This is a genomic window from Shewanella psychromarinicola, assembly GCF_003855155.1.
GTDB classification, from domain to species: Bacteria; Pseudomonadota; Gammaproteobacteria; order Enterobacterales; family Shewanellaceae; genus Shewanella; species Shewanella psychromarinicola.
This window is the reverse complement of sequence record NZ_CP034073.1, coordinates 56,113-76,627: the sequence shown is the minus strand read 5'-3', so window position 1 is coordinate 76,627 and position 20,515 is coordinate 56,113. Positions and strand designations below refer to the sequence as shown.

Annotated in this window: 20 protein-coding genes; 6 read left to right on the top strand and 14 right to left on the bottom strand. The window is 42.4% G+C overall.

Annotated features, from left to right (window positions below; all coding sequences use genetic code 11):
- Positions 1-67: 67 nt before the first annotated feature.
- The 3 genes from EGC80_RS00310 to EGC80_RS22290 all read left to right on the top strand — a co-directional run bounded on the left by EGC80_RS00310 (position 68) and on the right by EGC80_RS22290 (position 2,375).
- Complete coding sequence (locus tag EGC80_RS00310) at positions 68-1,033, top strand: TDT family transporter (protein ID WP_124013550.1); 966 nt, start codon at positions 68-70, stop codon at positions 1,031-1,033.
- Between the two features lie 76 nt (positions 1,034-1,109).
- Entirely contained in the window at positions 1,110-1,583 is a 474-nt protein-coding gene (gene ybaK, locus EGC80_RS00305) for a Cys-tRNA(Pro) deacylase (RefSeq protein WP_124013551.1), read from the top strand.
- A gap of 642 nt (positions 1,584-2,225) precedes the next feature.
- Positions 2,226-2,375: a type 2 periplasmic-binding domain-containing protein gene (locus EGC80_RS22290; protein WP_164839399.1), complete on the top strand. Its 150-nt coding sequence runs from the start codon at positions 2,226-2,228 to the stop codon at positions 2,373-2,375.
- 65 nt (positions 2,376-2,440) lie between these two features.
- Here EGC80_RS22290 and EGC80_RS00300 read toward each other — a convergent pair whose 3' ends face one another.
- The 13 genes from EGC80_RS00300 to EGC80_RS00240 form a co-directional block, all read right to left on the bottom strand.
- Positions 2,441-3,379, bottom strand: coding sequence for a universal stress protein (locus EGC80_RS00300; RefSeq protein WP_124013552.1), 939 nt, complete (start codon positions 3,377-3,379; stop codon positions 2,441-2,443).
- Between the two features lie 777 nt (positions 3,380-4,156).
- Positions 4,157-5,092, bottom strand: coding sequence for a universal stress protein (locus EGC80_RS00295; protein WP_124013553.1), 936 nt, complete (start codon positions 5,090-5,092; stop codon positions 4,157-4,159).
- A gap of 35 nt (positions 5,093-5,127) precedes the next feature.
- On the bottom strand, positions 5,128-8,283 hold the full coding sequence (locus EGC80_RS00290; protein WP_124013554.1) for a complex I subunit 5 family protein: 3,156 nt from the start codon (positions 8,281-8,283) through the stop codon (positions 5,128-5,130).
- Positions 8,280-9,683: a complex I subunit 5 family protein gene (locus EGC80_RS00285; protein WP_233768569.1), complete on the bottom strand. Its 1,404-nt coding sequence runs from the start codon at positions 9,681-9,683 to the stop codon at positions 8,280-8,282. Before EGC80_RS00285 ends, EGC80_RS00290 begins: the two co-directional genes overlap by 4 nt.
- 107 nt (positions 9,684-9,790) lie before the next feature.
- Positions 9,791-10,090, bottom strand: coding sequence for an NADH-quinone oxidoreductase subunit K (locus EGC80_RS00280; protein WP_124013556.1), 300 nt, complete (start codon positions 10,088-10,090; stop codon positions 9,791-9,793).
- A complete protein-coding gene (locus EGC80_RS00275; protein WP_124013557.1) occupies positions 10,087-10,833 on the bottom strand; it encodes an MnhB domain-containing protein in 747 nt (248 codons plus the stop codon). The genes EGC80_RS00280 and EGC80_RS00275 overlap by 4 nt, the downstream gene beginning before the upstream one ends.
- On the bottom strand, positions 10,826-11,137 hold the full coding sequence (locus tag EGC80_RS00270; RefSeq protein ID WP_124013558.1) for a hydrogenase subunit MbhD domain-containing protein: 312 nt from the start codon (positions 11,135-11,137) through the stop codon (positions 10,826-10,828). The genes EGC80_RS00275 and EGC80_RS00270 overlap by 8 nt, the downstream gene beginning before the upstream one ends.
- Positions 11,134-11,445 carry a cation:proton antiporter gene (locus EGC80_RS00265; RefSeq protein WP_124013559.1) on the bottom strand — a complete coding sequence of 104 codons (312 nt, stop codon included), beginning with the start codon at positions 11,443-11,445 and terminating at the stop codon, positions 11,134-11,136. Before EGC80_RS00265 ends, EGC80_RS00270 begins: the two co-directional genes overlap by 4 nt.
- The gene (locus tag EGC80_RS00260; protein WP_124013560.1) at positions 11,442-11,702 is read right to left on the bottom strand and encodes a monovalent cation/H+ antiporter complex subunit F; all 261 of its coding nucleotides are present in this window, start codon (positions 11,700-11,702) and stop codon (positions 11,442-11,444) included. Before EGC80_RS00260 ends, EGC80_RS00265 begins: the two co-directional genes overlap by 4 nt.
- Positions 11,699-12,271, bottom strand: a complete 573-nt coding sequence (locus EGC80_RS00255; protein WP_124013561.1) for a Na+/H+ antiporter subunit E — start codon at positions 12,269-12,271, stop codon at positions 11,699-11,701. Before EGC80_RS00255 ends, EGC80_RS00260 begins: the two co-directional genes overlap by 4 nt.
- A gap of 158 nt (positions 12,272-12,429) precedes the next feature.
- Positions 12,430-13,335: a transcriptional activator NhaR gene (nhaR, locus tag EGC80_RS00250; RefSeq protein WP_124013562.1), complete on the bottom strand. Its 906-nt coding sequence runs from the start codon at positions 13,333-13,335 to the stop codon at positions 12,430-12,432.
- A gap of 790 nt (positions 13,336-14,125) precedes the next feature.
- A complete protein-coding gene (locus tag EGC80_RS00245; RefSeq protein ID WP_164839398.1) occupies positions 14,126-14,800 on the bottom strand; it encodes a DUF2057 domain-containing protein in 675 nt (224 codons plus the stop codon).
- 62 nt (positions 14,801-14,862) lie between these two features.
- Positions 14,863-15,708: a pseudouridine synthase family protein gene (locus EGC80_RS00240; protein ID WP_101032691.1), complete on the bottom strand. Its 846-nt coding sequence runs from the start codon at positions 15,706-15,708 to the stop codon at positions 14,863-14,865.
- Between the two features lie 180 nt (positions 15,709-15,888).
- On the opposite strand from EGC80_RS00240, the gene lgt reads away from it, so the two are divergent.
- Positions 15,889-16,665: a prolipoprotein diacylglyceryl transferase gene (gene lgt, locus EGC80_RS00235; protein WP_124013564.1), complete on the top strand. Its 777-nt coding sequence runs from the start codon at positions 15,889-15,891 to the stop codon at positions 16,663-16,665.
- 156 nt (positions 16,666-16,821) lie between these two features.
- On the opposite strand, the gene EGC80_RS00230 is transcribed toward lgt, so the two are convergent.
- Complete coding sequence (locus tag EGC80_RS00230) at positions 16,822-17,664, bottom strand: sulfotransferase domain-containing protein (protein WP_124013565.1); 843 nt, start codon at positions 17,662-17,664, stop codon at positions 16,822-16,824.
- A 250-nt stretch (positions 17,665-17,914) separates the two neighbouring features.
- On the opposite strand from EGC80_RS00230, the gene EGC80_RS00225 reads away from it, so the two are divergent.
- Together EGC80_RS00225 and EGC80_RS00220 are read left to right on the top strand one after the other, a co-directional pair.
- A complete protein-coding gene (locus tag EGC80_RS00225; protein ID WP_124013566.1) occupies positions 17,915-18,202 on the top strand; it encodes a hypothetical protein in 288 nt (95 codons plus the stop codon).
- A gap of 815 nt (positions 18,203-19,017) precedes the next feature.
- Positions 19,018-20,508 carry a SulP family inorganic anion transporter gene (locus EGC80_RS00220; RefSeq protein WP_101032687.1) on the top strand — a complete coding sequence of 497 codons (1,491 nt, stop codon included), beginning with the start codon at positions 19,018-19,020 and terminating at the stop codon, positions 20,506-20,508.
- Positions 20,509-20,515 lie beyond the last annotated feature (7 nt).

Genomic DNA, 20,515 nt, shown 5'->3' with positions numbered 1-20,515 from the left:
GGATATATATAAACAAAGTGCAAGCGTAATATAAGCTTATTCTCTGATGATTAGTTTTGAGGTTGTAATGATTCGAGCGGTAAAAAATACCCTAATGGCAGCGCCAACACCGATGGCAGGACTGGCGCTGGGGATTGCAAGTTTAGGTTGGTGCTGGGAAACGCTAGTTGATTTGCATCACTACAGTCAATGGACGGGTGCCGTTATTGCCAGTGTATTATTACTGATCCTCAGTGGTAAGTTTTTATTTCATTCAGACCTCTTGCGCCAAGACCTCGCTCATCCAGTCGTGGGAAGTGTGGTACCGACTTTTGCGATGGCGCTAATGGTGGTGTCAAACTCGCTGGGTTACTTATCAGCGCTTGCAGGTGATTTGTTATGGTCTTTTGCGGTGTTACTTCACATTAGTTTTTTGGTAGGCTTTATCTATCACCGCAGTAAGCAGTTTTCACTGAGTCACATGGTGCCCAGTTGGTTTATTCCGCCTATTGGTATTGTGGTGGCCGATGTGTCTTTTTCAGGTAACGTTCATTTATTATGGGTTGCCCAAGTGGCGCTTGTTTTTGGCATGTTATGTTATGCAGTAATGTTACCCATGATGATTTATCGTCTTATTTTTAAGGAACAAATTCCCGATTCAGCTAAACCCACATTAGCTATTCTAGCCGCGCCAGCGAGTTTATCTTTGGCGGGTTATTTAACGATTACGCAACAACCTTCACCGGTAATAGTCGCACTATTATTTGGCATTGGGGTGCTGATGACCGCCGTTATTTATCTGTCGTTTTTTAAGTTATTACGCTTGCCTTTTAGTCCTGGCTTTGCGGCATTTACGTTTCCGATGGTAATAGGGTCTACTGCGTTATTTAAAATGGCTGTTTGGATGGAGAGTATTGGCGTCGCAACCGAGTATGTACAACAAATTCATGGCCTAGCCGAATTTGAACTGCTTGTTGCCACCGTGGTTGTCAGTTATGTTTGTCTGCGGTACTTACATTTTTACCAACCGAGTAAAGTGTCGCTGTCCTCTTAATTTGCACTCAAGGTATTAATGTATAATCAGCGTATTCATTAACCACTAAATACGCCACTAATATGAGCCAACAAACATGACCCCAGCAATTGAGATGGCGAAAAAGCACAAGATAGACTTTGAGGTGCATGAATATCATCATGATACCAACAGCGAGTCTTATGGATTAGAAGCGGCGCAAAAATTAGCGGTGCCAGTCGAACAAGTGTTTAAGACTTTAGTGGTGAGCTTGGATAATCAATCGCTGGTGGTTGGCATCGTACCTGTGTCGTCGATGCTCAGCATGAAGTTAATCGCTAAAGCGGCAGGCGCTAAAAAAGCCCACATGGCAGAGGCGTTAGCAGTGGAACGATCAAGTGGTTATGTACTGGGTGGTGTCAGTCCATTAGGGCAGAAAAAACGCTTGGTGACTGTGATTGATACTTCTGCTCAGCAGTATCAACGTATCTACGTTAGTGCCGGGAAAAGAGGCTTAGAAATATCGCTAAGCCCCGCAGATTTACAACGATTATTGAACGCAAAGTTTGCTGACATCTGCGCCCAAGGTTAAGTTTTTATTGTGGTTAAATAGCTGCAGATGGCGGTATTAACTTAATGAGCGAGGTTCTCACTATCCAGATTTAAATTTCTTAGGTTGACGTTATCTAAACCCAAGCTATTTGGTTTAAGCTATCCAGACTCAAACTTTCTGGTTCAAGCTATCTAGACTCAAACTATCTGGACTCAAACTAACTCGATGCTAGACTCAAATTATCCAAATTTAAGTTTCTACACTCAAACGTCCTAAAGTTAAACTATCTTGACCCCATTTTTTATCTGTTGCTGCATGAATTTGGCATTCTCTAAACGTTGTTTTAGTGCAAACCCGTCATTCCATAATGCCTCTGAACGAACCACTCCGGTTGCTTTGCTGTCGTGTCTATAGCCAAAATTTGCTAGTGCATAATATGCCCAGTACATTGAGGGTGGCTCTTTAAGGAAAGTCTTTTTCGCTGTCTTTGACCCTATCGATTTCCGCTAAGAGGATTGAAATATGAGTCATCACTTACTGATTTCAATTTCTCAATCGCTATCCGCCCTTTCTTGGGTTTTGCAACGCAAAAAATCAGCGGTAAAAGTCCGCTTATCATCTTGGTTATAACAGCATAATCTCTCGGCAAATAGTGTTGAAGAATGTGATGGTAGATCATTAATGAAGTCTTTTGGACAAGCAGGCCTCAGTATTGTTAGCTTTCCTAGACTTATTGAAGAATACCTTACTGATAAATATGCTGTTAATATTATTGGCCGCGTTGAAGAAATTAAGCGGCAATATTATATTTTCTCTTCTGATCGGCGGTAAAAGCATCCCCCATGGTTAAATTTGTAACCGTAACAAATAAACCGTTTTTACCATAAAAGGAAACATTACTTAACGGGTGTCATAAATCCCTGCGGTTTTAATGTTAATACTGAACATGAGACTTCACTTAGGATAGATTCAGCCGTATTGCCAATAAACAGCCCCGCAATACCCGTTCGACATACCGTGCCCATAATAACAAGATCAATATCGTGATCTTCTATGTATTTAGGTATCTCTTCTTGGGCAATACCTTCAATAAGTTTTGCAATGGGCAAATTGTTAGCAGCAAAGTTACTTTCAATAATGTTATCAAAACGTTTTTGTCTATCCTGTTGCTCCTTCATGATCATTTCGAGTCGATCAACTTTAGAGTTATGGCCCCAACATTTTAAATAGTCTTTACTAGGTAATTGCCAAGCATGAATAACATGTAATTCTGCATTTTCTGACACCGCTAAGTCGGCGGCCCATGTTAAAATTTTATGGTTAAGCGCTAGGCCTTCTTCGCTTGGGGCATATACATCAATAGCCGCAACTATGCGCTTAAAGGGTTTATCTTCTTTTGTACCAATCGTTAATACAGGACAAGGGCATTTTCTCATGAGATGAATAGTGGTACTACCAAAAAACCTTTTACGGGGATGCTCACTGGTCTTTGCTGCTAAAATAACCAGATCATAATTTTCTTGCTGTACTTTTTTAGTCACTTCAATAAAGGGTACACCGATTGCGTTTTGTGCATCAACAGTAAGATAGTTATGATGAAATTGCTCGACATTGTTTTTTAAAATGGCATGTTGCTCTTTGAGTAGATTGTCCATGATCTCCTGTGGTGGCAAGAGGGTTATTAGCGCAAGCTGATCTTTAGGGATTTCTTCCGCAACGCTAAAGAAAGTGACGTGTGATTGATGATTTTTTGCTATTTTAATTGATTGCGCAATAACCGAAGGTTGGATTGAGCTTGCAGGGGAAACGACCAATAACTTATGTAGAGTAACCATTGTTTTCTCCTATGATGATTAAATTCATACTTATATTATGCTTTGGTTGTAATCATCATCTCCTGTGATGATGTAGTCGCATTAGGCAGCACTGCCTTTTTTGGCTTTGCCCACTTCGTGATGACATTTATCAAATGCTGAAAAGATAATGACTTGCTGCTTTTACCCGAAAAGTAAGCTTAATTTAGCATGAGGTGCTTATCATTTATATTCGAATATTTGTTGTACTTTGCTCGTATTTTTCGACTGATTAATTGTAAAATTTGTCAACGTTAGTTGATGCTTATAATCACGCTATGGTCTAAATAAATACCGTGTTCGGTATTAACGTACGCCACTAAAAGTTAATGTAATCATTCCGCTTATACCTCTGAAAGTATTGTTATTAGTGGATATTGCAATAGTGAAAAACTGGCGTTTAAGCGATTATTGAGCCAGTCGAAAACGTCGCTGTTATTGAGGTTTAGATCGCGGAGCCGTAGGTCGTTTTTTCATCTAGATAGGCTTCATCGTCGTCTGGTTTTAATCAGTTGTCGAGCGACGTTAGTCGACCCGCTAAAATGTTATTAACCAATGTGGTGGTGATACTGGCGATCATTATTCGATAAGGTAACAATGGCACTTGGCTTTTTTTTCGTGTTACTCCAGTGAGCCAAATTTATTTTTAAGAAAGAGATAGGCAAATCGAAGATAGGTAAATATGAAAAGTATCAAGATTACTATGTTCATAAGCACCTTTATATCTTCGACTTTTCCCAATACAGTGATACGTCCTTGTTAATAAATCGGCGACACCCAATTTTCTGGCTTTAAGGTGATCACAGACGAATTAATTGCCTGAAGTACCGATTCAGATGTATTGCCGATTAAAAAGCCAGGAATGCCAGAGCGGCCAATAGTGCCCATTACGACAACATCGATTTCATGACTATTTACAAACTCTGGGATGATGGATTTTGGTTTGCCTTTTATTAATTGTTGATCAAACTTGAACTCCGCATATTCGTTAACCAATATATTGAGGCTCTCTTGATATTCGCGCTCTTCATTGTTTAATAATGTTTCAATTTTTGCCTGTGGGACTCTAGTGAATGCGCCGCGTCTGAGAGCCTCTTCTCCGTATAATGACCAGCACGATAAGATTGTTAGCTCGGCATTTTTATATCGACTCAACGAAGTGGCTATGTCGATTATCATTCGATTTTGCGCGCGGCCTTCTGCATGTTGCTCCATTGAAAGGTCCACTGCCGCTAATACTTTTTTAAGTTTATCGTTTTTTTCTTCCTTAATAAGCCAAACGGGTTTAGGGCATTTGCGCATGATATGAAAGTCATTGCTATCAAAACTCTTTTCGCTTTTATTCGCCGCTTTGATCAGTAAATCACCTTGGTTCAAAATGACGAATTTAACGATTTCGATAAAGTTTTTACCACTAGTAACCCGTGCTGAAATGTCTAAACCATTGCGGTGTAATTTTTCTGCTAGCTCATTAAGTTGGTCAAGCCGCTGCGCTATAATCAGTTCGGTAAGTTCCGATGGACTGACAATATCGGCATAACTACTTAGGATAGATTCATGCGGTTCGACTACGTCAAATAAGGTTATTCTTGCACCGATTTTTCTTGCCAATTCAACGCCTCGTAATACTGCGATATCCATTTCAAGATTGGTTGGCGCATTGACTTTTACGATTATATGCTTAAAACGTTTCATAGGTTTATCTCCAGCTGTTGATTTGACGCATCGGGTTAGGTTAGAAATGAATAAAGTAGCGCGGCTAAAATGACGACCATGACCATGCCAGGAGTCTCGATCGATAATTGCTTACTTAAACGGGTTGGCATGGATAGCGCCCATACTTTTGAGTGGTCACCAAGAATACTTAAATAGCGCGCAATTATGTTACTCAAAGCGACTGTTATTCTTATGCTTTTATCGAGTAACCGTGCAACTTCTCGATAGATGACTAATAAATCACCCGCGGGTGGAGTGGGTATCTTGGCGCGCAGTTTTGCAGTGGCTAACATAACCAATACCCCAGCAAAAACAGGCCAAAGCGCAGACCAACTTAGTGTTGATACAATCGCGTGGTAACTGTTAAATTCAAAAAATGATCTTGTATAAAAGTAGCCTACACACATAAAGGCTGAAAGCGCAGTTGGCAAGATAAGCCCCCAACATGGTGTCGCGCGGGGTGTACTTAAGGTGGCCTGTTTTCTCATTAGTTCGATAAATCGCACCATTAGCAATGAAGTACCAATGGCTGAAATGATCAGAAGCGTCGAGAACAATGGCCAGCTTGACGTTGCATCTTTAAGCGATACCTTTGCCAATGCTCCACTGCTAAAGGGTACGCCGATTAATGATAGGGCGGGAATGAATATCAGCAGCCATAAGTAGGGGGCAAGTTTACTGGTTGGTTTTAGCGCTGAACTCAGTCCAACGCTAAAAAACAAGGTCGCCTTGGCAAACCCATGATGCATAGCGAACAGCACTACGGCGGGCAACAATAGCTCCCAGCTGTCAGGGAATGCTAAGGCAAAGCCAATACTGGCAACAATAATGCCGAGCTGACTAATGGTTGAATACGCTAATACGGTTTTGGGGTTGTCTTGGAGTGCACCATAAATAGCCGCCAAGAATGCCGCAGCAAAACCAAGTGCCATCATAGGTTGTGCCAGCACATTTATAGCTTCATCACCCAACGGGAGAAAACGTATCCAACCTAACAAACCTACTTTCACCATAACTGCACTGAGCAATGCACTGGCTGGGATGGGGGCAACGGGGTGAGCTTTGGGTAGCCATACATGCAAGGTTGCAAGGCCAGCTTTAACGCCAAAACCGATAATCAACAATGCGGATACCCACACGATAGGTAGCGGGTCGCCCCCGAATTGATCGTAATAAGTCCTGCCAACTAATGCGAGAAATAAGACTATTTCTCCAAATATTACCCATCTTATATAGGTAGTCGCCGCCGATTTTGCCTCGTCACTTTCTGAATGGAGGATCAGTGGGTAGGCAGAGAAACTCATCAGAGCGAAAAAGGTAATAAATGATGATATTTCCTGAGATAACACCACGCCGAAGTTGCCCACCATCGTCAGTAGAAAGAACAGGTAAAATCGGTTTCGTTTCTTATCCATAGCCATATAAGCTTGGGCATAGAGAGCTGCAATAAACCAAATCGCAGCGGTCAATAGTAGAAAAGAGTGTTCAACTATATCTTCATTAACGATAAATAGCGCCGCGGCCAATGCAGGCAGTGGTGCAAGAGGCGTCAATAGGATCACCCTATCTCGTAATTTCTTAAACGCCATGGCTGTTAGCAAGAGACTGGGTAAAATCAAAATCCAAAGATGGCCGGTGCTGTACTTAGGCACTATGCCAGAAATGTCTGGGAGGATTGATTGGTATTCCCGCGCCGCGATTAACGACGACCACGCGAGTGGACTGAAAGACGAAGACGCAAATAGCCCCACAGCGAATGCACAAAAAGCGGTAACCAAAGGGGGTAAAAGCAGCATCCAATGGGCTTCTAACCTTAATGTTGGTGAATTTTTGGGCCACGGCTGATCTTGCTCTTTGAACCAAACAGCGTGAATTATTGGCAAGAAATAAGCGGCGTTCAACAGACTGCTTATGGCCAGAACACCGAGAACCCAATAGGCCTCTGCCTCCAGTGCGCCGACACCTAAATACCATTTTGAAACAAAGCCTGCGATCGGAGGTACGCCGATCATACCAAACGAAGCGATGGTAAACGCCGCCATGGTAAGCGGCATGCGCTTGCCTGCGCCGTTCATTTGGCTAATCTTGTGAACGCCAATCGTTTCGGCGAGATTACCCGCACAGAAAAACAGCGTGATTTTCATTAACCCTTGATGAACCAGATGAATAAGGCCACCAATAGTCGCAATTGGCCCCGCAATCGCCGTTCCGAGTGCGATATACGACACCTGACTTACCGTTGAGTAGGCTAGTCGTCTTTTTAGATCATCTTGACTCAAGGCACGAATAGAGCCGTAGATAATGGTAAACCCGGCGATAGCTGCCAGTAAAATGGTCAGCCCCAAGTCTCTGGTAAATTCAACACCGTAAATATCGTAAACGACTCGCACAATACCAAATGCGCCGGCTTTGACGACCGCAACGGCATGCAACAAGGCACTGACCGGTGCAGGGGCGGCCATCGAGATAGGCAACCAGCCATGCAATGGAAACAGCGCCGCTTTAACGCCTAAACCCGTAATAAGTAGTACAAAAATTATCTGTAAATGTGTCCTATCTAGGCCTGGTACTCCCTCCAGCACCCCGGCTGACGTGAAGTCGAGAGGGCCTGCTATCACTTTTAGCCATACTACGCCGGTTAAAAGCAATGCGCCGCCAATCATGGTATAAACAAGATAGATCCGTGCGGCTTTGATTGATGCCGGGTTCCCTTTATGAGCAATCAACGGATAGGTAACGAGTGTGAGTAGTTCGTAAAAGATCAAAAACGTCACTAAATTGCCAGCAAGCGCTAATCCAATTGTCGCGCCTACACATAAGCTAAAGAAGGCAAAAAAGCGGCTTCGATTAAGTGTGTTTTTAAAATAGCCGATGGCGTAGATAGTGGTAAATAACCATAAGAATCCAGACAAACTGACAAAGAGAAGTGACAGAGAGTCGCCATGGAGTACAAAATCAATATTGGGTAATAGTGGCAGACGCGTTTCAAAATCTAAGCCATTGGATACACCCGACAACAGCATGGCTATCAGACTGAGTGTGATCAGTGCGCCGCCAATATTTAGGCTTCTACGCAAAGTAGTTTTGTGCTCCGGCGTCGCCATTACAGCAACGCCCACCAAAATTGGACAAATTACAATCAATGCGGGTAATAGTGCGCTTAGGTTCATATGCCAATGACCTCGCTTGTTGTATTGCTGATATTAAGAATAAACTCTGAGTTGAAACCTAACGCTAAGGTAATCAATGCAAGTATCAGTGCGACCGTGGTCATGACGCCGGAGACTTTTTCTTTCGGTTGCTGGTAGGCGGGTTCTGCATCAACTGTGTTGCCAGAAAACGCCACACTTAATATTTTGAACAAATACATAGCCCCTAAGAGACCACCTGCAATCACTACGATCACCCACCACCACTGACCACTCTCGATAGATGTTGTCAGTAGTAACCATTTGGCGATAAAGCCCGCACTTGGTGGTAAGCCAATTAGACTGATCCCCGCGATCGCAAACACTAAAACATTAAGCGGTTCGCGCATCGCGATACCCTTGAGTTGAGCAATCTCGCCGTTACCTTGTGATAGGATCAAATTACCTGCCGATAAAAACATCGCCGCCTTTGCGCACGCATGTGCGACGATGAAATAAATGGCTGCCTGTGATGCTGAACCGGAAAACGAGTTAACACCAATGGAATACTCACTTAACGGAAACAATAAAAAAATGTAGCCAAGTTGGGCGACGGTAGAATAGGCAATAAGAACCTTTAACTGTGTGGCACGAAATGCGCTCCATGACCCATAAATAATCGCAGCACCACCCAATGCCCCCAACACCTGGGAAGCGCCAAAAGTCGTCGTTTCACCTAATACGTCAAACCAAAATTTTATCAATATATAAAGTGAAGCTTTAACTACTAGCGCAGAAAGTATTGCGCTCACTGGTGTTGGGGCGTTTGCGTGTGCTTGGGGTAACCAAAAGTGCAGCGGAAATAAGGCTATCTTGAGCAGCAGTCCAATAGTGATAAGTATCATCGCGACTTTATCAGGCAGTCCATTATCCGTACTGGCTGCGATTTGCATGAGATCTAGCGTTCCATGACTACGATAGAGTATTACAATGGCCAACAGATAGAACAGTGAACCTAATAGGCCGACTAACAAATATCGTAACGCGGCTATTAAAGCCGCTCTAGTGCCTTGCAGAGCGACCAACGCAGCGGCAGAAAGTCCAATAATTTCTAGGCAGACATAAATATTAAAAGCATCTCCTGACACAAATAGCGCATTGAGCCCTGAGATTAATAGCCACCATAGAGGCCAAAAACGCACGCCTTTTTCAGCTGAAGGATAATTTTCTGAAAAATATGATGCGCTATAGATCGTTATTAAGAGCGTAAGCAATCCAGTAAGCGCGATCATCAGGATTGAAAAGCCATCGACGACTAGGTCAATGCCAAGAGGTGCTCCCCACCCACCAATCACATAGCGGTCGCTCTGATAAGTCTGCTCATTTAAAAACAGAATGGTCATTAAAATAACCACCAAAAACTGCAAAATGGCAAAATACACATTGATACGGCCTTGCTGCCTATTTCGACTTATCAGAAACGCCATTATCGATGCCACTAGCGGCAAAAATACGATGGCCGGTAAAAACAGCGATGAGGTTAGGCTATTCATAACTTGGGTTTCTCTTGGCTAGGCTCATCCATATTATGAATTCTAACCATCAGGTTAAGCGCCAGTGCGGTTCCTGCTACGGCGATGACAATGCCTGTCAATACCATGGCGTGAGGCACTGGGTCGAACACATTTTGACTGTGCTTGGCCAATGCAATTAAGAACATAAAGATACCCACGCCCATTACATTTAACGCCAGTATTTTTCGCATCACATGGCTAGCAACGACAACGCCAAAAAGACCAATAGCAAATAAACCTAAACCAGCAAGGCTGTAAAGTAATGTGGAAGTCATTTTGCAGGCCTATGTGTAATGTTACTGACAGTGGAATATGCAGTATCAATAAGGCTGCTATAGAGCGACGCTAGCGCAAGCGCTATCGACACGGTAGCGCATGCCTCTATAAGGAGTATAAGCATGCCTGAAAATGCTAATGGATAAGCAAGCAATCCGCCTTCAAACCAAATTAGCCCTGTGCCTATGATGACAAAGACGGCCAAACCAATGGTCAACAAAATGCGTGCCATGATAGACGTGTAGTTGACGTGATAAGTGTTACTTTGGAAAAGCAGCACGCTAGCGCCTGTTAACAAAGCGCCAGCCTGAAATGCGCCACCAGGCTGAGAAGCACCAGCCCAAAGTAGATAACCAGCAAAGAGCACCATTGCAGGCGCAATCCAGCGCTGCAGTGCCGATAGAACAAGGTTGTTTTTTGTTTCCACGGTGCGTTTAAAGAACGATGCATGACGATCGTTAATAGGCAGAACAGCAATGACTACAACCAGCAGCACTGCGATTTCAAGCAAGGTGTCGTAAGCGCGAAAATTGAGTAACACTGCGGTAACTGGATTCGTCACACCACTGAGGTCGATACTCTGCGTCACTAAGGGTTCTAACCCCGCGTAATGGGCGTCATAGTTAAGTACTATTAGAATCAGTACAAATAAAAGCCCGGCGACCAATAGTGAGGCAATCAAGTTTGATGCATTTTGATCGACTGCGGCTCCTGCATATTCAATATCTATTTTATTAAACATGTTCTTTAGTATCCGATGGGTTGATCTTCGCCGAGGCAGGATTTCGATCGACTTCCTTTGAATGGCGAGGCCGAATACGGTTCCATGCCGCCAGCAGCAGAGCGCCGGTAATTCCTGCACCAATAGCGGCTTCGGCAATAGCCACGTCGAATGCCCCGAGCTGTCCCCAAGCAATGGTGGCTAAAAGCCCCAAACAAACAAAAAATACGATACAGCGAAACAGAGATATCGAAAAGATACTCATCCAGCCAAGCGTGAGGATGCTTAGTATTAACAGTGCATCGAAAATTGTCATAAGGCTCATGATTTATCCTCAACTGAATGCGGCGGCGATTGCTCCTCAATCACTTGAGATGCGATCAAATAGCTACAGGCTGCGCTTGAAAAAATGACTAATCCCCAAATGAGTACTAATTTCAATGCATCAGTAGGCGAAGATAACTGTGGTAATAGCCCAATTGCGATTAACCCAAGACCCAGATTGTCGGCTTTTGTTATGGCATGTAGGCGACTTAAGACGTCCGGGAACCGGATTAAGCCGACCGTGCCAGCAAAGAAGAAGAAAAGACCTACTAGGCAAAATAGCAAACTGAAGCTGTCAGCTATATTCATTGAGGTGTCCCTCGAAGTTGTGTAAAGGTCACAATCGTTATTGACGTTAGCAACGCAAGTACCAAGGCGACATCGAGCAGGTAAGGCTGACGTTGGATAACCGACATTAGCGCGAGTACAGCCACACCGATAGTTCCCACCAACTGTGTTGTCAAAAGGCAATCGGCGTAACTTGGCGCGCGCAATAGACGCAGCAGACTCAATAGCAGTAACATAGCCAACGCGAGGGCGACTATTAATAAAAAAGTCGTCATCATTTTTTCTCCTCAATGAATGGTTGAACGGGAGTCCCTAAAAGCTTGCTTATGCGCATTTGGCAATCGTCGATTTCGGCATGATCAAATTCGTTCATATTCATCACATGAATGGTGATCACTCGACCATTCTGCTTGGCGCTTACCGTACCAGGCAACAAACTTAAGACTTGCATAAAGGTCAAAACTTGGGACTCGTTTGCCAAATTGGTGTAATACGTTATAAAACCAGGTGCAAGGTTAGGCTTAGCGGTAAGTGCCAGCTTTGCGATAGTCCACCCGCCAAGTAAGGACTGTACAATGAAGTATTGTAGAAAGGATAATAGATTGAGAGGGCTTCTTAGCCACTGATTTTTTTGCTGTTTTTGTTGTGCCAAATAGAGGCTGAGCAGGCTCGCAATGGTAATAAAAACAATGCCTACCCCCAGCGAACTTTGTTGCCAACGCACCAGTAATGCCCAAAAAATGCTGAAAAAGACGACTCGGATCAAGAACGCCCAGCTGATCACCGAGCGAAAACTAAAGGTGCACTGTGCACGCGGCGCTTCATTTCCCTCATTAAGACGTTTCATTGTTTCTTAATACCCTAGGTCAATTTCAGGTGTATTTATAAGCCTAGATTGTTAACCACAGGGGGATTAATTAACAGTCGAATAAAACGACATTTTAAGTAGAATTTATCGATAAAATAGGAGAATTAAAGCTCGGAGATGCTTTACACATGTGCAGCTCAATCAGAGAATATAGAGGTCCTTGCCGTCTTACAAATGGCCAAAACCGCAGGGTGACTGATTTTACGTTCAGCCGAAATCGCATAAAACCTATGTTTCACCTCATTAGTTTGCCCTATAACTTGAACACCAAAGTTCTGACATACTTCATCTGCTATCGCTGTAGGCATAAAAAAGACCCCTAGACCTCGTTGTCCAAATGACTTTATTAAGGCACTGTCATCAAATTGGCCCACGACATCAGGAAATATTTTTTGGCTATGAATCCACTGATCAAATAACTGCCGTATTCCAAATTGTTCTGTAGGCAATAAAATTGGAGCATGATGAAGCGATTTTGGAAAGCTCGGTGCTAATCGTTTTTTGAGTTCAGGAACCCCAAAAAAGGTTAATCCAGACTCACCAAGGTAATGATTAAAAACGCTGGTTCCCTGGGTTGTGTTAGTCGGCGCATCACTGATAACCATGTCCAATTTGTGCATGGATAGATCAGCCAATAGTCCTGAAACCGGGCCCTCTGTACTTATCAGGTTGATGCCATCAGGTATGAGAAATGCGGGCTCAATAATTTTACATACAATCGTTTTAGGTAAAGAGCTTGCCACACCGACCATAAAATCAGTCTGGTTACATGAAGCAGAACTTCGCATTACACTACTGAGTTCATGACCTAATTTGAAAATGTCATCAGCGTATTTCAGCGCTGTTCTACCGGGTTCCGTTAAAACCAAGTTTCGCCCTTGTTTTTCAAACAATGCGCAGCCCATGCGAGCCTCTAATAAAGAGAGTTGTCCGCTAATAGTATGGGGTGTGATATGTAAGCTTTTACTTGCCTTGGCTATGCTTCCTTCATGTGCAACAGCCCAGAAGTAACGCAAATGCTTATAGTTAATTAGCTCGGACAAAGAGTACCTCAAGGCTTTTAATCGTGTAAATTAGAGTATAGCAGTGCGATGACAAGGATATTATCAATTTAACAACTCAATAACAAAATAGACATGATTTTAATTCATTGAAATGAATCGATAGCAAAAGTTCACCAGCCAAGACGATGAGCCTAAATGTATTTTGTAGAACATGAATGTTGATAAAATGTATGTTGTAAATTTGAAGAAAAAAACAGTGACCATGTGGCTAACCGTGGACTATTTTTTTCTATAAATAATCGATATAAAAGAGGTCTACAAAGTCGACTGACTATTTATTAGATAATTAAGCGTGTCTAAAGCTGGAGATATGGTATGTAAGCAAGCCTAGGTGATTATCTTAATTGATTTTTTTAATTGATTATCTTAATTGATTGTCTTAATTGATTCTAAATACTCTTGAGGATATATCCACATAAGGGGGCTTCAAAGTATCTTACTGACTTTAGCGCTGGGGTAACCAACGGCAGCGATTCCGACAATGCAGTCATTATTCTCAATTATTACCTTGTGGCTTAATTCGATAAAGCGGATATTCGTTTTTTAATTCTTTAACTACAGGCTGATGCTAATTTTTGACATTAGCACCAATAACATTTCGATATATTTCCTAACCAATCGATTATCATCGATATGTTTGCGGCTATCTAAACTCAAGCTATCTAAACTCAAGCTATCTAAACTCAAGCTATCAAATTCAAGCTATCAAATTCAAGCTATCTAAATTCAAGCTATCTAAATTCAACACTCGATTTATAACAATCTATCATTATTGATTTATTTTAGCTTTAAACTCGGCTTGGGTGTGGTTATTCGCTTTTTGATACCAATAATCTAGCATTCTACTGACTTCTGCTTGGGTTATATCTTCAGGCTTTTTAACCAATGGAACTGCGGAATTGCTCATTACTTGGGTGCCCTGTTCGCTTGCTATTGCCATGGCTGCTGTTGCTAATCTTCTGATTATGGCTGTATTAGGTGCGATAGCGGCTATGGCATCAGAGTCATTATACTGAGCATTTTCTTGGGCAAAATCTCGTCCAATTTGCAAGCCAGATTTCATCAGTTTATCTTGGGTAAACGCCATGGTTTTGCCTGTTTGATCAATTAACCCTAAAGCGGGTTGAGCATTAAATTGCTTGGCGTCTGAGGCTGAGTTAATGGCCGGAAGGGTTAACTGATAGGTTTGTTCTTCGGCCTGAAAGCGTAAGATAACGACGTCAGAGATAAAGTTATCTTGACGGCCATTATCGCGGTAATGGGCTTGATAGCGAAAGGCTATTTGTTGCATGCCATCAGGCAGGGTTAAGTCGAGTTTCACGCTAGATTGCTCAGAGGCCTTACCGTTAACTAATACCGTTTCAGTACTGTCGGGCAGTTGTAAACTGGCGGCTATGCTCCATTGGCTGCAAGTAAGGCAAAGTAACATGATAATGTGACGCATAGTGTGTGGTTCCATGACTGTTGATGAACAATGATTGTGGTTATGAATCACATTGCTATTGCTTAGGTGACGATAAACGCTGGACGGTAATGCTCTGGTAATTCAAAGGTTTTTAGGGTGTTACTGACTGGGCAAACAAAGCGAAAAAAACACGATGTCAGTGCCAGATCAGGTGAATGCTCGTCACCATGACCATGTAAACGATCCCCCACCACGGGATGACCAAGGCTAGCCATGTGAATACGAATTTGATGTTTACGGCCAGTGTCTATTTTTACCTGCACCTTTGATTGATTAAGCACTGGATTATGGACCAGACGAGTCGCATGTGACAGTGCTGGTTTATTATCGACTGGGCTATCAATGCTAATGGGTTGGCTAGGAAACTCGCCTTCGACAATCACTTGATAATATTTTTCCAGTGCGCGGCTTTGAAATAACTGAGTGATAGCAGCGGTGGTTTTTTTACTGTGACCAAGCAGCAATAAACCGGTTGCTGCGCGGTCAAGGCGATGGATAATAAAGGCATTACGTTGCGGTTGTAAATGCAACTCTGCGTAGCGATTAATGGTGCTGTGGTCGCTCCACTTTGAGCCTTGGCAACGCATACCATAAGGCTTGTACCAAATGCTGTACTCACCTTCATCAAACAGTAACTCTGCCGGTGCCACCTGTTCGTCTAAAATGTATTGATTGTAATAAAGGTGTAGTTTGTCACCGGGCTGCAGAGGCTTTTTTGCGCGTCGAATACGATTGGTTTGCTTGCCATGACTGTGCCAAATGGCACCTTTTTGCATGGCACCTTTTAACACTTGTTTGCTTAAGCCACTGGTTTGCGCCAGCAAATTAATGGCATCAGTACCATGCTCTGTTATATCAATATGGTATTCGGTCTTATCAGCAATCATTAGATAACTCTACACATTCATTTGGCACACGGTCAATAAGCGCTAAATGTTACCTTATTTAGCCGCAGTATGTTTATTAGTTAATGAAACTTTCTCTTGTGCAGCGTATCTGGGTATCATCTGCAGCAAAGTTGTTTTAGCATAATGCGATAAAACACAGCATTAATTGGAGTAGGTAATTTGGAACACATCATTTGGGATCTTGACCCTGTATTGATCTCTTTTATGGGGTTAAAGGTTCATTGGTATGGGGCGTTATTTGCGTTAGCGATTGCGACTGGCTTTCAGGTGATGAAGCGAATTTACACAAAAGAAGGCTTAGATATTGAATCACTCGATAACCTATTGGTTTATTGTGTGGTGGGCATTATTGTTGGTGCGCGTTTAGCCCATTGTATTTTCTACGATCCGAGTTATTACTTTGCTCATCCGCTGAAAATTTTTGCAATTTGGGAAGGCGGACTCGCCAGCCATGGTGGTGGGCTCGGGGCGATAATAGGCTTGTATTACTACCAACGCAAAGTGAAGTTACCGTTTTTGTTTTTGCTTGATCGTTTAGCGATCGCCACTGCGATATTTGGCTTTTTTGTCCGTGTAGCCAACTTTGCTAATTCAGAGATTTTGGGCGAACCAACGACTCTGCCATGGGGAATTATTTTTAAGCGGATTGATATGTTACCGCGCCACCCTGCACAGTTGTATGAATCGTTTGCTTATTTATTGATATTTATTGGCTTATACGCCATTTATAAATATACCAACATGAAGCAAAAACACGGTGCGATTTTTGGTGTGTTTTTAGTGTCAGTCTTTAGCGCCCGTATTGCTATTGAAAGCGTTAAAGTGAGTCAAGCGGCCTACCATGAGTCGATACTCAGTGCCGGCCAGTGGTTAAGCTTACCGTTTCTACTCACCGGTGTAGTGCTGCTGATCATGGCTTACCGTAAACCCAGTTAAGCGCTTAAATACAATTAATCACTTCGATACCCTAAATAACATCCAATAAAAATGTCCTATGGCTGATGCCATAGGACATTTTTTATCGGCGCGATTGCGCGAAAGAGTGACTTATTTTAAAGGTCAGTTGTTTCAAGCGCCATTTATTCAATAAGGCTACTTGCCCCCAGGTAAATACTTAAAGCGCTTCATTTGTTCATAATGAGTGTCGACAATTTTTTGCACTTGTTCAGCGGTGAGTTTTGTTTTCCACTGATGTTTGGCGCCATTTCTAAAAAAAGCATTGGCATTTTCGTGTTTTTCCACAAAGCCGCGTTTGGTTTCTTGGGCTTTTAATTGCGCAAAAGAGCAATGCTTAATGGCATTTTTTAACCGCAGAGGATCTTTTTTCAACCCCAAAAATGACTCAACTTTTCTGAAGGCTTTTTTGGGGTCATCCAAAATATCTTCATAACGTAAAATCAACTTTGAGGCATCATCGGCTGTCCAACTAGATACATGCATAGACCAAGATGTAATAATTTGCGGCACATGTGGTGCTTCATTTGGGGTACCCGTCATTTCTTCTGCCATATAAGCAATGGCCTCATCGATGCTGTAACCAAAGTAATTAGCCATTGAAATTGCCACATCTAGCGGGTTACGAACCACATAGATGGCTCCTGATGTGACAGTAGAATTATGCAGTGGCTGGCCGTTATATTCGCCTAAGTAGTTGTGGGTTTTTACAAACGTAGTGCCATTAGCTTGCTGAGCAATATCGGCTTGAACCTGTGGCCGCAGTAGACTGACTTCTTCTAACGTGAGCTCGGTGGTGGCGGTTTTACCTTTTGGTAAATAAGCTTGATAACGATGCGCCGCCGATTCTGCTGTCGAAATGGTGTGCATGGTATTGATGTCTATGGGCAGATCTTGATTTTGAATGTAGTTTTCTAAAAATGCACGCACCCAGGTATTACCTGATTTAGGGTAAGAGGCCACCCAAAGTATGTTTCCCATCCGTAATCCTTTGTTGTTATTTTTAGGTCTTTCAATAGGGTTAAAAGTACCGATAATTGAGCAAAATGGCAAGTTTAGCGCAGGGTTGGTTAGTTTTTAAATCCCTGATGAAGATGCGGTTTTAAGGCACTAACGACCTAATGCTTTACCGCTTACCCTTCTGCAGATATAGCATGATTATTACATTATGCTTGAGTTAATAGCGCTATGCGATTTAAGTTGTTTTGTTTTATCAACAAGGAGAGTTAACGTGGTTTTCAATTCAACATTGTTCGGCAGTCAATTGTTATTGTGTGCTGCTACATTTGTGTTATCAGCAAATGTAAGCGCTCAGGATAATGCTGAAAATGAACCCAAGACGTTAATATCAGTACATTTAGTTGAATTAGATGCTCAAAACGATCCTATTGAAAAAAAGCGTTTAACGCATCAATTTGCATATCGACTGATTAATGAAAAAACTCAAAAAATTGAGACCGTGTTTCAAACCCGTGAAGCTGAGATTATTTATTTAGCGCCTGCATATTATGGTTTTTAATCAATAAAAATCAGAAGCTTTGTTAAAGCATTTATTGCTAATTCTACCTGTTTCAATACCTTAGATAATCAGATGACGAACGCGGGTACATGGGTCATCGGATGCAAACTTGTTTAGCCTACATTTAAAGATAGCCATTATGCAGGTGCGCTATTGTTAGACATAAAAGAAAACTATTCAGAAGTCGCCACTCTCTTAAATGGAGATCATTGAGTAGCGGCAACGATGCGTGAGCCTTCTAAATACTAAGCGCTTTATTGATAGACTACATACTAGTCTCGCAACAATTAATCGGCGAGACTAATTGGTTTGGTTAGTTTGTTATGGTAAATCTAAAACTGGGTTAAAGCTTTTCTTACTATCATTTTCTATCGATTTGCAACATCTGTCTCAATGAAACTAGACCTGAGCTATCAATATCTTGTGGCACTTTATACAGCCCTGACGAGACAGTCATTTAGTAAAAGCGTCTGCAAGGTTACTTTTACGCTCTTTGATTTTGCTTAAACAACCCTTTATACTGCCGCCAGCACTTTTTATAGAGTGCTTGTGTAATTAATGTTAAACCTAATTAACACCAAAATAGCGAGGTTTTTTTCATTAATGAGCACTAGCCGCATTAGTATTTCCTTCCCTATTTGGATCGCTTAGATCCGTCCGTAATCGCTGCCTTCTTGGTAGTTTTTGTCGTATCTCATTATCCAATATCATTTTGTCGTATTAATGAGTTAATTTCACTGGTGACACGCAGATATAGATCGAGCGTTAGCTTATGTTGTTGATATATTGGCCAAAATTTAAACAGAGTAAAATACATGATACAAAGCATGAAAAAAGAGTGGTTCTCGAACATCCGTGGAGATCTGTTAGCCGGTATTGTCGTTGCGCTAGCGTTAATTCCTGAGGCGATTGCCTTTTCTATTATTGCTGGGGTTGATCCTAAGGTTGGCCTGTACGCTTCGTTCTGTATCGCTGTGGTGATTTCTTTTACGGGTGGTCGTCCGGGAATGATTTCTGCTGCCACGGGTGCAATGGCACTATTGATGGTGACCTTAGTTAAAGAACAAGGTCTTGAGTATTTATTAGCAGCGACTCTATTGACGGGCATACTCCAAATTGCGGCAGGTTACTTAAAGCTTGGCAGTTTGATGCGTTTTGTCTCGCGGTCGGTGGTGACGGGTTTTGTGAATGCGTTAGCCATTTTAATCTTTATGGCTCAGTTGCCTGAACTCACTGATGTGACTTGGCATGTGTACGCCATGACAGCAGCAGGCCTGGGTATCATTTACTTATTTCCATTAATTCCTGTGATTGGTAAATCGCTGCCTTCGCCCTTAGTGTGTATTGTCGCGCTAACTGTGTTTGCTGCGTTTATTGGTTTAGATATCCGTACTGTCGGTGATATGGGGCAACTTCCTGATACGTTACCTATTTTCCTTTGGCCTGATGTGCCGTTAACGTTTGAAACCTTGATGATTATCTTTCCTTATTCTGCAGGACTGGCTGTTGTTGGTTTATTAGAATCGATGATGACTGCCACCATTGTTGATGACTTAACCGATACGCCAAGCGATAAAAACCGCGAATGTAAAGGGCAGGGTATTGCCAATATCGGTGCCGGTTTACTGGGCGGAATGGCGGGTTGTGCCATGATCGGTCAATCAATTATCAATGTTAAATCTGGCGGTCGTGGACGTTTGTCGACCTTTTCAGCGGGTATTTTCCTATTAGTGTTAATCGTATTTTTGGGTGAATGGTTAAAAATGATCCCTATGGCCGCACTCGTTGCCGTGATGATCATGGTGTCTATAGGAACCTTCTCTTGGGATTCTATTCGTAATCTTAAACATCATCCTTTATCGACTAACCTTGTGATGGTCGCCACAGTAGTTGTTGTCGTGGCAACCCATAATTTAGCCATTGGAGTATTTGTTGGCGTGTTACTCGCGTCGCTATTCTTTGCCAATAAAGTTGGCCGTTTCATGGTTGTTAAGAGCACCTCGACGACAGCCGAAGCTGAGCGTCATTATCAAATTGTCGGACAGGTATTTTTTGCCTCAGCTGAAAAATTTGTTGATTCATTTGATTTCAGAGAAGTGGTCGATAAGGTCACCATTGATTTATCTCAAGCACATTTTTGGGATATTACTGCCGTATCGGCACTCGATAAGGTGGTGATTAAATTCCGCCGAGAGGGGACTGAAGTTGAATTGATTGGTCTTAACGAAGCAAGTGCGACCATTGTGGATAAATTTGGTGTGCATGATAAGCCTGAAGACGTTGAAAACATAATGTCTGGTCACTAAGCCCATA